Here is a 16,463-nt window from a genome sequence, read left to right as displayed (position 1 = left end):
ACAAATCAGAAGGTTTCATGGCGCCGCGCCGACGTGGCGCTCGCATCAAGCTGACGTCTGCCGAGATAGGCCCCTCAGGCGTTGTCGCTCATGGTCTGCGGCAGAGATTGCAGCAGGGTCTGACGGGCGGAGCGCAGGTGGACGCGGCAGGCTTTTCCGATCGCTGCCTGATCGCCGGATTCCAATGCGGCGATATAGTCCAGATGTTCGTGGATGGCGCGCTCGTTGCGCTCGCGGGCGGCGGTCTTGTTCCACTGGTAGTGATAGTGGAAGATGATGGCAATCGCATCGTAGAAATCGGCGATGAAGCGGTTCTTCGAGGCGCGGTGGATCAACAAGTGGAAGCGCTCGTCGAGGACGGAGAAATCCTTGAAACGCTGGTTGATGTCGGCAAGCATGGCGAGATGCTCCTCGCGCATGGCGGCAAGATCGATCCACGCTTGATTGTCTTTGGGAAGTCGGCCGAACTCGGCAGCCGAATGCAACTCGAACATTTCGCGGACATCGGCAAGTTCGAGCGCGAATTCGCGGGTGAAGCCCTTCAGCGTCCAATGACTGTTCGGCCGCTTTTCGATCAGGCCGAAGCGGGAAAAGCGGATCAGGAATTCGCGCACGCTCGTCGTGCCGGTGCCGATCTCGCGGGCAAGCTCCAGTTCGTTGATCTGCATTCCGGGCGCGGCATCGTCGGCAAGGATGCGCCGCATGAAACTACGCTCGATGATGTCATGCAGCGAATCCGTCTCTTCGGAGGGAAAAAGGTCACGGTCGGTGGGCTCGCGCAGCACGATCTTCTGACGCTTGTTCCAGCGGATGATGCCTTCATCGCTGAGGCGGGTGAGGATGGCGCGCGCGGTGGAACGGCTGACGCCGAGCTGGGCGGCGATCTCCGGCTCCGACGGCAGCGCCGTATCCGTGCGCAGGGCCGCGGCATACCTGTTGTATGCTTCCTTGAAGACCGTGTTCTGCCTTGCCATCAGATCCCCCGCTTTCCGCCCGCGTGCCGGGATTTCCTTCCCGCTTCAAAAAGCGAAAAGGCGACCGACTGGAGCTTGTTCAAAATCCATTAGCGTATTTCCGATCGTCTGCGGCGCATTGCCTCCCTCGTCCACAGGATCAATATTCCCGTTGACTTGAAAATGTTTATTGTAGATAAAAAACAAAATCAATCGCATTCGCCGATGCAGCGAGCGTTTCCTTCAGGGAGAAGAGATTGGACAAGCAGCCTTGGATCATCCTGTCGGCCGGCGACAATGTCGCGGTCGCAACGTCCGCCATCGCTGAGGGCTCGACGGTTGCCGGCGTCGAGGCCCGCCAGAAGATCGAGCCGGGCCACAAGGTGGCGATCGCCGATATTCCGCTCGGGTCGGCCGTGGTGAAATATGGGCAGGCGATCGGCCGCACCACCGCCGAGGTCAAGGCCGGCGACCATGTGCACAGCCATAATCTGCATTTCGAAAACGATCGGCTCGCCGTCACCGCCAATTCGGCACCGGAAGAAGCGACCGCCGAGGACAAGGCGCGCACCTTCATGGGCTACCGCCGCGCCGATGGACGGGCGGCGACGCGCAATTATATCGGCATCATCGCCAGCGTGAACTGTTCCACCACCGTCTGCCGGGCGATCGCCGACGAGGCGAACCGGACGATCCTGCCGCATTATGACGGCATCGACGGTTTCGTGCCGATCGTGCATGACCAGGGCTGCGGCATGAGCTCGACCGGCGACGGCATGAACGTGCTGCACCGGACCCTTGCCGGCTATACCCGGCATGTCAATTTCGGTGGCGTGCTGATGATCGGCCTCGGCTGCGAGGTCAACCAGCTGACGCTTTACGGCCAGAGCGGCGCTGGCGCCTCCAAGCGCCATTTCAACATCCAGGATGCCGGCGGTTCGCGCCGTGCGGTCGAACGCGCCATGGGCGTGCTGCGCGAGATCGCCGCCGATGTCGGCAAGGAGAAGCGGGTTCCGATCTCGATCGGCGAGATCATCATCGGACTGCAATGCGGCGGCTCGGACGGCTTTTCCGGCATCACCGCCAATCCGGCGCTCGGCGTCGCCGCCGATCTGCTGGCGGCGGCCGGCGGCACGGCGATCCTGTCGGAGACCTCGGAGATCTACGGCGCCGAACATCTGCTGCGCAGCCGCGCCGTCAGCGACGAGGTGGCGAGAAAGCTCGATGAGAAAATCGCCTGGTGGGAAGACTATGTCGCCCTGCACGGCGCCTCGCTCGACAACAACCCGTCGCCCGGCAACAAGCGCGGTGGTCTCACAACCATCTTGGAAAAGTCGCTCGGCGCCGTCGCCAAGGGCGGCCGCTCTCCGCTGACGGCGGTCTATGGTTATGCCGAGCGGGTGACAGCCCCCGGCCTCGTCTTCATGGACACGCCCGGATACGACCCGGTTTCGGCAACCGGCCAGGTGGCGGGCGGGGCGAACATGATCGCGTTTACCACCGGCCGCGGCAGCTGCTTCGGCTGTCGGCCGGCGCCGTCCTTGAAGCTGTCGAGCAATTCGGCCCTCTATGCTTCGATGGAAGAGGACATGGACATCGATTGCGGCACCATCGCAACCGGTGACGCGACGATCAGCGGCAAGGGCCGCGAGATCTTCGACCTGATCGTCGATACGGCCTCCGGCAAGAAGACCAAGAGCGAGATCTTCGGTTACGGCGATAACGAATTCGTGCCTTGGCATCTCGGTGCAACGCTCTAGATGCGATGCTAAGCTTTTGTTTTTATGCAATTCCCGAGGGGGCATGATGAAGACGAGACGGATCGGCAAGACCGGCCTTGAGGTGACGGAGATCAGCTACGGCGCAGCGCCCCTCGGCGGTCTCTACCGCGCCTGCCCGCGTGAGCAGGCGATGGAAACGCTACAGGCGGCCTGGGACAGCGGCATCCGCTACTTCGACGTCGCGCCGTGGTACGGTCTCGGCCTTGCCGAACGGCGCGTCGGCGACTTCCTGCGTGAACAGGCGGACGGTGCCTACGTGCTTTCCACAAAGGTCGGGCGGCTGCTTCGGCCGGTGCCGACGGGATCGGTGCCGGATTACAGCTATGTCGATCCGCTCTCCTTCGATGCCGATTACGACTATTCCTATGACGGCATCATGCGCTCGGTCGAGTTCAGCTATGCGCGTCTCGGCCTCAACCGCATCGACATTCTCTACGTCCACGATATCGGCGTCTATACGCATGGCGCGGCGAAGAACGCGGTCTATCAGAAGCAGCTGCTCGATTCCGGCGTGAAGGCGCTGGAAGAGCTGAAGTCTTCCGGCGCAATTTCCGCCTTCGGCCTCGGCGTCAACGAAGTGCCCGTCTGCCTCGATGTCATGCGCCATGCCGATCTAGACTGCATCCTGCTTGCCGGCCGCTATACGCTGCTCGACCGTTCGGCGGTTGACGAACTCCTGCCGCTCTGCCGGCAGAAGGGCACGTCGCTCGTCGTCGGCGGCGTCTTCAACTCCGGCATTCTCGCCACCGGCCCGGTGCCCGGCTCGCATTTCGATTATATGCCGGCAGACGAGGAGGTGCTCGCCAAGGTCGGCGCGATGGAGGCGATCGCCAAGCGCCACGGCGTGCCTCTCGCGGCCGCCGCCATGCAGTTTCCACTGCGCGATCCGATCGTCGCCTCGGTGCTGATCGGCACGGCCAAGCCCTCGAGCCTGACGCGCAACATGGAAACGGTCGCGACGCCGCTTGCCGACGGTGTCTTTGCCGAATTCGAACCCTATACGCTCACCGCGCCGCCGCTCGGCACCGAGGCGGTCCGGGTCTGAGGAGACACCATGCTTAAAGGTATTCATCCGCTGCTCGGCCCCGACCTGCTCCATGCGCTCAAAACGATGGGGCATGGTGACGATATCGTCATCGCAGACGCCAATTTTCCCGCCGGCTCGATGGGTCCGCCGGTCATCCGCGCCGATGGCGTCAGCGCCACCGACATGGCCGCAGCAATCCTGGCGCATATGCCGCTCGACACTTTCGTGCCGGAAACCGCATGGAGGATGGAGGTCGTCGGCGACCCCGGCGCCGTGCCCGAAGTGTGCGCGGAGTTCCAGCAGATCGTCTCGAAGCGCGCCGGCGATTTCCGGATCGTTCCGGTGGAGCGTTTCGCCTTCTACGCCATGGCTCGCAAGGCTGCCTATATCGTCGCGACGACGGAATTCCGGCTGTACGGCAATCTGATTTTGAAAAAGGGCGTCGTGCACCCGCACGAGGTCGATCTGACCTGATAGCTATTTTAGGCTATTGGAGTAATGAAATAAAATCAGGTGCTTGGAGGGAGTTTTCCGGAGTAAAAAAGCGCATTTGACGCCCTTGCAATTTGCATGCGCCTCGGCTAGCTTCTGCCTGCAAATGTTTTTTATCGATAAAAACCTTCCGCCAGCGTTCAGCGGTCCGGTTTATTTGGAGGAGAACGCATCCTGAGAGGAGAACCTTTATGAGCATCGTGAAATCCCTTCTGTCCCGCCGCGCCTTTACCGCGCTGGCAGGTGCAGCCGTCATCGCCACGGCAATGCCGGTCACGTCCTTTGCCGCCGATGTGACGATCCCGATCATCGTCAAGGACACGACGTCCTTCTACTGGCAGATCGTTCTGGCCGGCGCCCGCAAGGCCGGCAAGGATCTCGGCGTCAACGTGCCGGAACTCGGCGCACAGGCCGAATCCGACATCAACGGCCAGATCAGCATTCTGGAAAACGCCGTCGCCGGCAAACCCGCCGCCATCGTCATCTCGCCGACCGAGTTCAAGGCGCTCGGTAAGCCGATCGACGAAGCCGCCAAGTCGGTTCCGATCATCGGCATCGACTCCGGTGCCGACTCCAAGGCATTCAAGTCGTTCCTGACGACCGACAACGTCCAGGGCGGCCGCATCGCCGCCGACGGTCTTGCCGCCGCGATCAAGGAAATGACAGGCAAGGAAGAAGGCGACATCGTCATCCTCACCAATCTTCCCGGCGTCGGCTCGCTCGAACAGCGCCGCGAAGGCTTCCTCGATCAGATCAAGACCAAGCATCCCGGTCTCAAGGTCATTGCCGACAAGTACGGCGACGGCCAGGCAACCACCGGCCTCAACATGATGACCGACCTGATCACGGCCAACCCGAAACTCGTCGGCGTCTTCGCCTCGAACCTGATCCTGGCGCAGGGCGTCGGCCAGGCGATCGCCGAAAACAAGCTCGGCGACAAAATCAAGGTCATCGGCTTCGACAGCGACGACAAGACGGTCGGCTTCCTCAAGGACGGCGCCATTGCCGGCCTCGTCGTTCAGGACCCCTATCGCATGGGTTATGACGGCATCAAGACCGCGCTTGCCGTCTCCAAGGGCGAGAAGGTTCCGGAAAATGTCGACACCGGCGCCAACCTCGTCACCAAGGCGAACATGTCCGACCCGAAGATCGACGCGCTCTTGAACCCGAAGATCAAGTAAGACGACAGACGGCCGCGCCGGCTTCCAAAAACCGGCGCGGCCTTTTCCATCCATGGTATGGTTCACCAGGGTTGGAGCAGACGCGACAAGAGGAGGAGAGGTCCATGATCGGACTGGAAGAGGTCAGTCATCGCCACGATGACAGCGCCACGCTGAAAGAAGCCAATCGCATCGCCGCCGGATCGCCCATCCTCGAATTCAAAGGCCTGCAGAAGAATTACGGTCACGTGCAGGCGCTGAAGCCGGCGACGCTGACCTTCCTGGCCGGCGAAATCCACGCCATCGTCGGCGAAAACGGCGCCGGCAAATCAACCCTGATCAAATTGCTCACTGGCGTCATCACCCGCACGGCCGGCGAGGTACTGTGGTGCGGCCATCCGGTGGGGTTATCGACGCCGAACGAGGCGATCGCCCGCGGCATCAACGCCGTCCACCAGGAAGTGGTGCTCTGCCGGCACCTGACGGTCGCCGCCAATCTCTTCCTCGGCGACGAGGTCAACCGCTACGGCCTGATGCGCAAGAAGCAGATGGAGAAGATGGCGCAGGCCGTGCTCGACGATCTCGGCTTCGGCCTGCCGGCCGGCGCGCTTTTGAGTTCGCTGACGATCGGTCAGCAGCAACTGGTGGCGACGGCACGCGCGGCGATGCGCGGCACGCAGTTCCTGATCTTCGACGAACCGACCGCCTATCTCACCCGGCAGGAATCGGCGCAGCTGTTCAAGCTGATCCGCCGCCTGCAGGGCGAAGGCGTCACCATCGTCTATATCAGCCACCGCATGGAGGAAGTCTTTGAGCTCGCCGACCGTGTCTCGGTGTTGCGCGACGGCACGCATGTCGGCACCCGCCTGATCGGCGAGACCAACGATGCCGAGCTGATCGCGTTGATGATCAATCGCTCGATCGAACAGATCTATCACAAGGAAGAGATTGCCATCGGCGAGACGATCGTCGAGGTCCGCGGCCTCTCCGGTCCCGGATTCGAGGACGTGTCGCTCAGCGTCAAAGCCGGGCAGATCGTCGGACTCTACGGTCTGATCGGTGCCGGACGCAGCGAATTTGCGCTCGGCCTCTACGGGCGCCAGCCGATCAGCGCCGGTGACATCCAGTGGATGGGCAAGCCTGTCGATATCCGCAATGAACGCACGGCGATGGAGCTCGGCATTGCGCTGGCGCCCGAAAGCCGGCGTGACCAGGGGCTCTGCCTCAACCTGCCGATCGGCCTCAACATCAACCTGCCGGTGTTCGGGCGGTTGAGCCACGGGCCTGTGATCAATCACGCACGCGAATCGGCCAATGCCGACAAGCAGATACGCGATCTCAGCATCAAGACGCCGAGCCGGCGGGTTCCCGCCTCCAGCATGTCGGGCGGCAACCAGCAGAAGATCGTCATCGGCAAATGGCTGAGCCATGGCGCGCGGCTGTTCATCTTTGACGAGCCGACCGTCGGCGTCGACGTCGGCACCAAGGCTGAAATCTACCGGCTGTTCGCCAAGCTTCTGAAGGAAGGAGCGGGCATCATCCTGATCTCATCGTATCTGCCCGAGGTCTACGAACTGGCCGACCGGCTGCACGTCTTCCGCGGCGGCAGGCTGGTCGCGAGCCATGATTTTCACGCGGCGACGCATGAACAAGTGCTCAGCGAAGCGATCGGCGTCTGAGCCAGAAGACTGGAGCAATTCCAGCAAAAAGTGTGAAGCGGTTTTGCGTCCGGAATTGCGTAAAAACACATTGATAGAGCATTTCTGCGGTTCGGAGAAAACGGAAGTGCTCTAAGAGGGAGAAAATTCATGACTGTCACCCCCACCGAAATCGTCGCGCCGCCGCCGCGCCGGAAAATGAACATCCTGTTCGGCCTCACACTGATCGGCCTGCTGGTCTTCCTCTGGATCGTGCTCGGCTTCGTCACCGCCAGCTTCTGGACGCCGCTCAATATCTCCAACCTGCTGCGCCAAGGCGCAATGACGGCGATCCTGGCGCTCGGCCAGACCTTCGTCATCATCACCGCCGGCATCGACCTGTCGGTTGGCGCAATCGTCGGCTTCTGCACCGTCATCATCGCCTGGCTGCTGCAGGCGGGCGTGCCGCTCTGGGGAGCGATCGCGCTGACGCTCGCCATCGGTGTTGCGATCGGCGCCTTCCATGGCTTCGGCATCGTGCACATGGGCCTGCCGCCCTTCATCATCACGCTGGCGACGCTGACCTCGCTGCGCGGCATCGGCCTCCTGATCACCAACGGTTCGACGATCAGCATCACCGACGAGAGCTTCAGCAATTTCGCCCGCGCCGATTTCCTCGGCATTCCCAGCCTGTTCTGGATGGTCATCCTGGTGGCGGTGCCCTCCTTCGTCTTCCTGCATCTGAGCCGCTGGGGCCGCTATCTCTTCGCGGTCGGTTCGAATGCGGAAGCCGCGCGGCTTTCCGGCGTCAACGTCAAGGGCATGATCTATCTCGCCTATATCCTCTCGGCCGGCTTTGCCGCCTTCGTCGGCGTGCTGCTCGCCTCGCGCATCGCGATCGGCAATGCGACACAGGCCGACGGCTGGGAACTGCAGGCAATCGCCTCGTCGGTCATCGGCGGCACCAGCCTGTTCGGCGCCGTCGGTTCCGTGCACGGCCCGCTGATCGGCGCCTTCATTCTCGCCACCATCAACAACGGCGCGAACCTTCTGAACGTCAACTCCTTCTGGCAGCGCATCATCACCGGTCTGCTGATCATCGTGATCGTCTTCTTTGACCAGCTGCGCCGCCGCAAGAGCAGCTGAGCGGCGGGCAGGAAATCGCCGCCTGCCGCCCCTCATCCGCCTGCCAGCACCTTCTCCCCGTAAACGGGGCGAAGGGGATAGCCGAAACCTCTCGGTCCCGCCAACGCCTCGTTTGGCACGTCCCCTCGCCCCGTTTACGGGGTTCCGCAGGACGGGTCGAGACGAGTGGCTCGACCCCGATAAGGTGGGGGAGAGGGGCAAGTTTTCCGCACGAACCGAACAGCAGTGGCCGACACAGAGTAAAGAACGAAGAATGCGAGACCTGTCATGAAAGCAGTTGTTTGCCGGGAACCCGGCGTGCTCGACATCATCGACCGCCCATCACCCGCCGCGCCGGCGCCCGGCTGGGTGCGGCTGGCCGTCAGCCATGTCGGCATCTGCGGCACCGATTATCATATCTTCGAGGGCAAACACCCTTTCCTCGAATATCCCCGGGTCATGGGGCACGAGATCTCGGCGACGGTGATCGAGGCGGGCGACGGTGTCGCACTTGCGGCCGGCACATCGGTCATCGTCAACCCCTATCTCTCCTGCGGCCAATGTGTCGCCTGCATCAAGGGCAAGCCGAATTGCTGCACCAACATCAAGGTGCTCGGCGTCCATACCGACGGAGCCTTTTGCGAGGAGATCTCCGTTCCCGCCGATAATCTCTATCCCGGCAGGGGCCTCAGCCTCGAAGCGGCGGCGACGACGGAGTTTCTGGCGATCGGCGCTCATGCGGTGCGCCGCTCGCTGGCCGGTGCCGGCGCGCGCTCGCTCGTCATCGGCGCCGGGCCGATCGGGCTCGGCGCGGCGATCTTCTCGCGCATCGCCGGCCATGAGGTAACGCTGCTCGATACCAGCGCCGAGCGGCTGCAGATGGCCGCCGAGCGCTTCGGCTTCACCTCCGGCATTGTCGCCGATGAAGGAACCGCGGATGCCGTGCGGGAAAAAACCAATGGCGACGGTTTCGATGTGGTCTTCGACGCGACGGGTTATGGTCCGTCGATGGAGAAAGCCTTCTCCTTCGTCGCCCATGGCGGCGCACTGGTGCTGGTCAGCGTCGTCAAGGACGATATCCGCTTCTCCGACCCCGAATTTCACAAGCGCGAAATGATGCTGATCGGCAGCCGCAATGCCACGCGTGCCGACTTCGAGCATGTGGCGGATTCGATCGCCAAGGGGCTTGTGCCGGTGGACAAGCTCATCACCCATCGCACGACGCTCGATAATGCGCCGCGCGATCTCGCCCGCTGGGCGCATGAGAAGAGCGGGCTGATCAAGGCGGTGATTCGGGTTGGGGGGTAGGTAATTCCTGCCGGGGCGTGACTGTTTTTACAAGGGGACGTGGGGAACGGAGACGGTGCGGCATATCCTCTTCTCCCCAGCGGGGAGAAGGTGACCCGAAGGGTCGGATGAGGGGGCCACACGGAACACCCGCACGTTCAAAACTATCCCGCACGCAGGGGCACACGATCGAAGGACGCCGTTGCCGTCGGAGGCCGGTAACCTTATCGGAAAAACCGGCGTTGGCGGCCCCCTCATCCGCCCTACGGGCACCTTCTCCCCGCTGGGGAGAAGAGGGAATCGAGAGGCTGCGGCTTGTCCTTCGCCCGTTTACGGGACCAAGGGCGAACTTAACCCGCTCCCTCGATCGCCCTACACATGTGCCTGACCACAGCGACATCCGTCCGGTTCGTACTCTTCGCCTCGAAACCAAACGCCACCGCGCGCGGATCGGCGCTTTCGACCGGCGAGCTGCAGGATCCATGCACTTCCCGGGCGCCGGTCGCACGGAGAATTTCGCCGACATTGGCGGGGCGGATGCCGCTGCCGGGCATGATCGAGATGCGGCCGGCCGCTTTCTCCGAAAGACGCTTCAGCGTGTCGATCCCATCGGCGGCCTTGACCGCGCGGCCGGAGGTGAGGATGCGTTCGCAGCCGAGTCCGATTGCCTGTTCCAGCGCCTGATCGGCGTCCGGCACCAGGTCGAAAGCGCGGTGCAGCGTCGAACCGAGGCCGACGGCATGCGCTTTCAGCCGGCGGATCAGCGGCAGGTCGAGCGTGCCGTCCGGGCGGTTGGCGCCGATGACGACGCCGGCGAGGCCGGCGGCGCGCACCGCCTCGATATCGAGCATCATCGCCTGCTCGTCGAGGCCGTCGAAAATGAAGGGGCCGGCATGCGGGCGGATCATGGCATAGATCGGAACGGGCGCCCGGGCAGCGATGCGCATCAGGCTCGGCAGTGGCGTCAGGCCGCCGAGCTCCAGCGCCGAGCAGAGCTCGATGCGGCCGGCGCCGCCTTCGATCGCGGCGGCGAGACCCGCGGCGCTGTCGACGCATACTTCGAGCAAAATCGTCATGCAGTGTCCCTGGCTCCGTCGACCTGTCTTGTGATGTGCGCGGCCGTTTCCGACGTCATTCTGGCAACCGCAGCGATGATCATCTCGCAGGCATCGGCAGCGGCTTTTCGATGGTTGAAGGCGACGTGATAGGACATCGGCAGACGCTCGTCGAGATCGACGATGCGCACCTTGTCGGCGATCGGCATGGCGCTGACGCGGCCGAGGAAGGAGACGTAGCCGTGATTGGCGACGAGGTCGACGATGACAGGCAGCGAATCTGCCGCGGTGATATCCCGGCTGCGCAAGCGCCGGTCGGGTGCGCGCTCGTCACTGAAGACCATGGCCGCGTGACCGAGGCCGGTGCGCGGGCTCGGCGTGCAGATCGCATGCGCGGCGACGAGTTCGGCGGCCGAGGTTTGCGTGCTTTGCGGCGGCGCGATCACTACCATGTCGGTCTGCAGCAGTTCGCGATGCCGGAAGTTTTCGAGCCCGAAGACCGAATCCAGGATCGCGACGTCGATGCGGCCGCTTTTCAGCGCCTCGCGCAGATCGTCGGCGGTCATCGAGACCAGCGAGATCGCATTGTTGCTGCGGTGCGCATTCCACTCGGAAACGAGCAAGCCCAGGCAGCGCGCCACCCAGCTTTCCGATCCGGTCGGGATGATCGAGCCGATGCGCAGCGATCGGGCGGTGCGCCGGTAGCGCTCGTCTGCAGCCGATTTCAGATCGTTCCACGCCTGGCTGATCGCCATGAAGATCTGGTAGGCGTGCCGGCCCTCCTCCGTCAGCACCGAACCCTGCGCCTGCCGCTCGAACAGGCGGCGACCAAGGAACTTCTCGAGATTGGCAAGCTGCAGCGAAAGCTGCGGTTGCCCCAAGCGAAGGCGGCGGGCGGCGCGGTTGATGCTGCCCTGGTCAGCCACCTCGAGAAAACGCTCGATCGCGACGACCTTGACGGGAATACGCGACGCCCAGGATTCGTAAGCCTCGGCGGTCGCGCTCTCATGGCCCACGAGTTGATGAAGCTGCCCGATCGCAGCAGTGATCGGCTCCAGCCCTTCCTGCACCCTGTCGCTTGCGAGCAGCGTCGCCAGCTCGCCCGACGAACGTTCCGTCAACTTCATCGCCAATTCGGTTTCAAGCTGGCGGATCGCCGTCGAGGCGGTGGAGGGCGACAGCTGGAAGCGGCGCGCGGTCTCGCGGATCGAGCCGGAACTCAGGACGTGGCCGGCAATGAAAAGGGCACCCAGATGCAAAGAACTCGCTCCGAAAGCGCTGGAAAAACCGGACGATATGATGTGTTCGGCAAAAAAGATATCCCCGCATGAGGATCGGCGTTCTATCGTCTGCGGCATAAAAATCCGGGCGGCGATGTTTTCGCAAAAAGAGCACCGGAACACCGTGGAAACACGCAAGGGGACAAAAACAAATCGCGCCGGCCCTGGAAAAGGGAATGCGTTTCCGCGCAGGGAGATGCGTTCGCCGCCATAATCGTCAGCGCGACCGCAAATACTGGAGGGGGCTTGCATCGATTTTTCGGGTAGGCACGCTATTTCCATGACGCACGCAATTCGGATGATGGCGGCCTCACCGCCCTCGCCGGCGGATTTCCTGCGCGCAAGCTCCCGGGCTTGAGCCTTATCAACGGTGTTTAAAAGGGGATATTCCATGCTGAAGAAACTCGCACTTGCCGTTTCACTCTCCGCCTTCGCGGCGGGTGCGGTTCAGGCCGCAGACGTCGTCGTCTCGTCGAAGATCGATACCGAGGGCACGCTGCTCGGCAATGTCATCGCGCTGGCACTCGAAGCGAACGGCATCAAGACGCAGGACCGTATCGCGCTTGGCGCCACACCCGTGGTGCGCAAGGCGATCACCGCAGGTGAAATCGATATCTATCCCGAATATACCGGCAATGCCGGCTTCTTCTTCAACAAGGCCGACGACGCCGCCTGGAAGAACAACGAGCAGGGTTACGAGCTGGCGAAGAAGCTCGATTACGAAGCCAACAAGATCGTCTGGCTGACGCCGTCGCCGGCCAACAATACCTGGGCGCTTGCCGTGCGCAACGACGTCGCCGAGCCGAACAAGCTGAAGACCATGTCGGACTTTGGCAAATGGGTCGCCGGCGGCGGCGCCGTCAAACTTGCGGCTTCGGCCGAGTTCGTCAATTCCGCCGGCGCGCTGCCCGCCTTCCAGACGACGTACGGCTTCCAGCTGAAGCCCGACCAGACGGTCGTGCTCTCGGGCGGCGATACCGCGGCGACGATCAAGGCGGCCGCAGACCAGACGAACGGCGTCAACACCGCCATGGTCTATGGCACCGACGGCGCGATCGAGGCGGCCGAGCTCACCGTTCTCGAAGACGACAAGGGCGTGCAGCAGGTCTATGCGCCGACTCCGATCATCCGCGAGGAGGTGCTGAAGGCCAATCCGAAGATCGAGGAAATCCTCTCGCCGATCTTCAAGAGCCTGAGCGCCGACGAATTGCGCAAGCTCAACGCCAAGATCCAGGTCGACGGCGAGCCCGCAAAGTCCGTCGCCGAAGCCTATCTGAAGGAAAAAGGCTTCCTGAAGTAATCATCGCCCGCTCCGCCCCTCGCGGGCGGAGCCTCCCTTTGCCGACAGGCCAGACAGGGTTGGATTGATGGAAGAAACCTCAGCGGTCCGCAGGCTGGATCGGCTCGGCGTGGTTCTGGTTGCCGGCGGCTTCGCGGCGACGGCGCTGATGCCCTTCATCTATGTCAAGGCGAACCGCATCGCCGCCGGCAAGCCGATGCTGCTGACGCAGCTTCTTCCCCAGCCCTCCGTCATTGTCCTTATCGTCCTCCTCGTCCTGACCGCCTTAGCCACCTTGTTCCTCGCCAATGCAGTGGCGCGGCTTGTGGTCGCCACATTTTGCCTGGCGGCGCTGGTCGCGGCGATCGGCCTCGTCTCGACCGCGGCGACGCCGCCCGGCAGCACGGTGGCGCGCATGACGCCCGGCGGCGGTTTCTGGCTGCTGTTTGCGGTGATCGGGCTGATCATCTCGGACGCGCTGGTCAAAATCCGGCTGGCGCCCTGGATGCGGGTGGCAGCGCTGGCAGCTTACACGGCGATGCTCTTCACCTTCCTCGCCTCCGGCCTGCTCGACAGCCTGTCGATTATGAAGGAATTTTCCACGAGGGCGGCGCAGTTCCGGACGGAGGCATTTTCGCATCTGCTGCTGGCGCTGGGCTCGCTTGTTATCGCCATTGTTCTCGGCCTGCCGCTCGGGATCCTCTGCTTCTGGGTGCCGAAACTGCGCGCCGTCGTTCTGCAGGGCCTGAGCCTCATCCAGACGATCCCCAGTCTCGCCCTCTTCGGCCTGTTGATGCTCCCGCTTGGTTATCTCGCCACCCATGTGCCGCTGGCGGCCGCTGTCGGCATCCGCGGCATCGGTACGGCGCCGGCGTTGATCGCGCTGGTGCTCTATTCGCTGCTGCCGATCGTGGCCAATACCGTCGTCGGCCTGCAGGGCGTCGATCCCTCCGTGCGCGATGCGGCGGCCGGCATGGGGCTGACCCGCCGGCAGATCCTTACCGGCATCGACATGCCGCTCGCCTTTCCGGTCATCCTCACCGGCATCCGCATCGTGCTGGTGCAGGCGATCGGCATGGTGACGATCGCCGCGCTGATCGGCGGCGGCGGTTTCGGCATCTTCATCTTCCAGGGGCTCGGCCAGACCGCGATGGACCTCGTCCTGCTCGGCGCCGTGCCGACCGTCTTCTTCGCCTTCTCATCGGCCGTCATCCTTGATGCGGTCATCGACAGCATCCGGGGGCCCGCCGCATGAGCATGATCGAGATCAGCAACGTCACCAAGCGCTATGGTCCGGCGACCGTCGTCGACAAGGTCTCGATGCGTGTCGAGAAGGGCGAGATCACCGTCATCGTCGGCACGTCCGGCTCCGGCAAATCGACGCTGATGCGGATGATCAACCGGCTGGTGCCGATCAGCGAAGGCGAGGTCTTCGTCGGCGGGCAGAATGTGATGGATGTCGAGGTGACCGAGCTTCGCCGCCGGATCGGTTATGCCATTCAGGGACACGGCCTGTTTCCACACCGCACCGTGGCGCAGAATATAGCCACCGTGCCGCAGCTGCTCGAATGGGATTCCAAACGCATCGCCGCCCGCGTCGAGGAGCTGCTCGGGCTTTTCAACCTCGATCCGGCTGAGTTCGCCGACAAATATCCACATCAGCTTTCCGGTGGCCAGCAGCAGCGTGTCGGCGTCGCGCGGGCGCTGGCCGCCGAGCCGGAACTGCTGTTGATGGACGAGCCCTTCGGCGCGCTCGATCCCGTCATCCGCGGCAAGGCGCAGGACGACCTGCTGGCGATCCAGAAGCAGTTCGGCACAACCATCATCCTCGTCACCCACGATATGGACGAGGCCTTCCATCTCGGCAATCAGATCGCGGTGATGAGCAAGGGCCGATTGCTGCAATGCTCGACGCCGGAAAAGATCCTCACCGAACCCGCCGATCCCTTCGTGCAGCAGCTGACCGGCACCTCCGACCGCGCGCTGAAGCTGATGTCGCTGCTGCCGCTGAAGGAGAGCATGGAGCCGGCCAAGGGCGGTCTTTCCTATGCCTTGCCGCAGTCGCTCAGCCTGCGCGACGCGCTGGCCGAAATGATCTGGCAGGGGGTCGACGAGGCGGCGGTGCAGGACGGCGAAAAGGCGCATGTGGGATCGATCTCGATGGCGCGGCTGCTCGAACTGGGCCGCAAGGCATGAAACTCGTCGCCGCCAATTTTTTCCGCGTGGCCGCGCTTGCCCTGCTGCTCATCCTGCTGTTCAGGACGGATTGGCTCTCCTTCCTGTTTGTGCCGCTGACGAACAATAATGCGCCCGCGGTCTACACGCAGAACAGCCTTGTCTCGCTGGCGCTCGGACATCTGCAGCTGGTGATCGGATCGATCGCCTGCAGCGCCGTGCTTGCCGTTCTCGGCGGCATCTTCGTGACGCGGCAAAGCGGCGCCGATTTCCTGCCGCTGTCGCGTGCCATCGCCAATGCCGGGCAGACCTTCCCCCCTGTCGCGGTGCTGGCGCTGGCCGTGCCCGCCACCGGCTTCGGCGCCATGCCGACGCTGATTGCGCTCTTCCTCTACGGCCTGCTGCCGATCTTCGAAAACACCGTCGCCGGCCTGAAACAGGTGTCGCCGCAGGTGCTCGACGCCGCCGACGGCATGGGCATGAACGGCACGCAACGTCTTTTCCGCGTCGAGCTGCCGCTTGCCCTGCCGCTGATCCTCGAAGGACTGAAGGTGGCGACGGTGATCAATATCGGCACGGCAACGATCGGCTCGACGGTTGCCGCCAAGGGCCTCGGCGAGGTGATCATCGCCGGGCTGATATCCGACAATACCGCGTTCATCCTCCAGGGCGGGCTGATCGTCGGCTTGATGGCAGTGTTGATCTATGACGCCATGGGCCTCGTCGAAGCGGGGATTACCCGAAGAATCGGCTTGCGCGCGGCTTAAGATGACCGCTACCAAGGCTGCCGTGATCGACGTAATGGGAGGCAGAATTGGCGAAGATGATCCACTCCATGATCCGTGTTCTCGACGAGGCGCGCTCGGTCGAGTTCTACGGCAAGGCGTTCGGTCTTACGATCGCCGACCGCGTCGACTTCGACACCTTCACGCTGATCTATCTGAGCAATGCCGAGACCGGATTCGAGCTGGAGCTGACCGTCAACAAGGGCCGCACCGAACCCTATGATCTCGGCAAAGGCTATGGCCATCTCGCCGTCTCGGTCGAAGAAGTCGCCATTGAGCGCGAGCGCATGGTGAAACTGGGGCTCAAACCCGGCGAGCTGGTGGAGCTCAACCGCGACGGCAAGTTGTTCGGCCTGTTCTTCTTCGTCAGCGATCCCGACGGCTACAAGATCGAGGTGCTGCAGCGCCACGGGCGGTTTCTCTAGGA

General features: G+C 63.1%; 15 protein-coding genes. 12 read left to right on the top strand and 3 right to left on the bottom strand.

The window, feature by feature from the left end:
- Positions 1–74 precede the first annotated feature (74 nt).
- On the bottom strand, positions 75–974 hold the full coding sequence (locus NMA58_RS00665; RefSeq protein ID WP_085776815.1) for a GntR family transcriptional regulator: 900 nt from the start codon (positions 972–974) through the stop codon (positions 75–77).
- Positions 975–1,210: 236 nt separating this feature from the next.
- Between NMA58_RS00665 and NMA58_RS00660 the strand changes: the two genes are divergently transcribed.
- From NMA58_RS00660 to NMA58_RS00630, 7 genes are all read left to right on the top strand, one after another.
- Positions 1,211–2,713 carry a UxaA family hydrolase gene (locus NMA58_RS00660; protein ID WP_085776814.1) on the top strand — a complete coding sequence of 501 codons (1,503 nt, stop codon included), beginning with the start codon at positions 1,211–1,213 and terminating at the stop codon, positions 2,711–2,713.
- Between the two features lie 46 nt (positions 2,714–2,759).
- Complete coding sequence (locus tag NMA58_RS00655) at positions 2,760–3,779, top strand: aldo/keto reductase (protein ID WP_434713470.1); 1,020 nt, start codon at positions 2,760–2,762, stop codon at positions 3,777–3,779.
- A 9-nt stretch (positions 3,780–3,788) separates the two neighbouring features.
- Positions 3,789–4,235, top strand: a complete 447-nt coding sequence (locus NMA58_RS00650) for an RbsD/FucU family protein (RefSeq protein WP_430960747.1) — start codon at positions 3,789–3,791, stop codon at positions 4,233–4,235.
- Between the two features lie 209 nt (positions 4,236–4,444).
- Positions 4,445–5,434, top strand: coding sequence for an ABC transporter substrate-binding protein (locus tag NMA58_RS00645; RefSeq protein ID WP_085776812.1), 990 nt, complete (start codon positions 4,445–4,447; stop codon positions 5,432–5,434).
- Positions 5,435–5,538: 104 nt separating this feature from the next.
- Complete coding sequence (locus tag NMA58_RS00640) at positions 5,539–7,092, top strand: sugar ABC transporter ATP-binding protein (RefSeq protein ID WP_434711975.1); 1,554 nt, start codon at positions 5,539–5,541, stop codon at positions 7,090–7,092.
- Between the two features lie 129 nt (positions 7,093–7,221).
- Entirely contained in the window at positions 7,222–8,196 is a 975-nt protein-coding gene (locus NMA58_RS00635) for an ABC transporter permease (RefSeq protein ID WP_085776810.1), read from the top strand.
- 267 nt (positions 8,197–8,463) lie between these two features.
- The gene (locus NMA58_RS00630) at positions 8,464–9,483 is read left to right on the top strand and encodes a zinc-binding alcohol dehydrogenase family protein (RefSeq protein ID WP_434711974.1); all 1,020 of its coding nucleotides are present in this window, start codon (positions 8,464–8,466) and stop codon (positions 9,481–9,483) included.
- Positions 9,484–9,812: 329 nt separating this feature from the next.
- Here the strand turns inward: NMA58_RS00630 and NMA58_RS00625 are convergent, their stop codons facing one another.
- Together NMA58_RS00625 and NMA58_RS00620 are read right to left on the bottom strand one after the other, a co-directional pair.
- Complete coding sequence (locus NMA58_RS00625) at positions 9,813–10,538, bottom strand: copper homeostasis protein CutC (protein WP_434711973.1); 726 nt, start codon at positions 10,536–10,538, stop codon at positions 9,813–9,815.
- Entirely contained in the window at positions 10,535–11,776 is a 1,242-nt protein-coding gene (locus tag NMA58_RS00620) for a LysR family transcriptional regulator (protein WP_434711972.1), read from the bottom strand. Before NMA58_RS00620 ends, NMA58_RS00625 begins: the two co-directional genes overlap by 4 nt.
- A gap of 412 nt (positions 11,777–12,188) precedes the next feature.
- Between NMA58_RS00620 and osmF the strand changes: the two genes are divergently transcribed.
- The 5 genes from osmF (at position 12,189) to NMA58_RS00595 (ending at position 16,461) form a co-directional block, all read left to right on the top strand.
- The gene (gene osmF, locus NMA58_RS00615; protein ID WP_285191837.1) at positions 12,189–13,097 is read left to right on the top strand and encodes a glycine betaine ABC transporter substrate-binding protein OsmF; all 909 of its coding nucleotides are present in this window, start codon (positions 12,189–12,191) and stop codon (positions 13,095–13,097) included.
- Positions 13,098–13,164: 67 nt separating this feature from the next.
- A complete protein-coding gene (locus tag NMA58_RS00610; protein WP_434711971.1) occupies positions 13,165–14,331 on the top strand; it encodes an ABC transporter permease in 1,167 nt (388 codons plus the stop codon).
- Positions 14,328–15,272 carry an ABC transporter ATP-binding protein gene (locus NMA58_RS00605; protein ID WP_434711970.1) on the top strand — a complete coding sequence of 315 codons (945 nt, stop codon included), beginning with the start codon at positions 14,328–14,330 and terminating at the stop codon, positions 15,270–15,272. Before NMA58_RS00610 ends, NMA58_RS00605 begins: the two co-directional genes overlap by 4 nt.
- Positions 15,269–16,018 (top strand): ABC transporter permease, encoded by a 750-nt coding sequence (locus tag NMA58_RS00600; RefSeq protein ID WP_434711969.1) that lies wholly within the window; start codon positions 15,269–15,271, stop codon positions 16,016–16,018. The genes NMA58_RS00605 and NMA58_RS00600 overlap by 4 nt, the downstream gene beginning before the upstream one ends.
- Before the next feature lie 47 nt (positions 16,019–16,065).
- Positions 16,066–16,461 carry a VOC family protein gene (locus NMA58_RS00595; protein ID WP_434711968.1) on the top strand — a complete coding sequence of 132 codons (396 nt, stop codon included), beginning with the start codon at positions 16,066–16,068 and terminating at the stop codon, positions 16,459–16,461.
- Positions 16,462–16,463: the final 2 nt, after the last annotated feature.

Source organism: Rhizobium sp. YTUHZ045, from assembly GCF_051124255.1.
Lineage (GTDB): Bacteria > Pseudomonadota > Alphaproteobacteria > Rhizobiales > Rhizobiaceae > Rhizobium.
The sequence above is the reverse complement of the archived record's forward strand: the minus strand, read 5'-3'. Positions and strand labels throughout refer to the sequence as shown.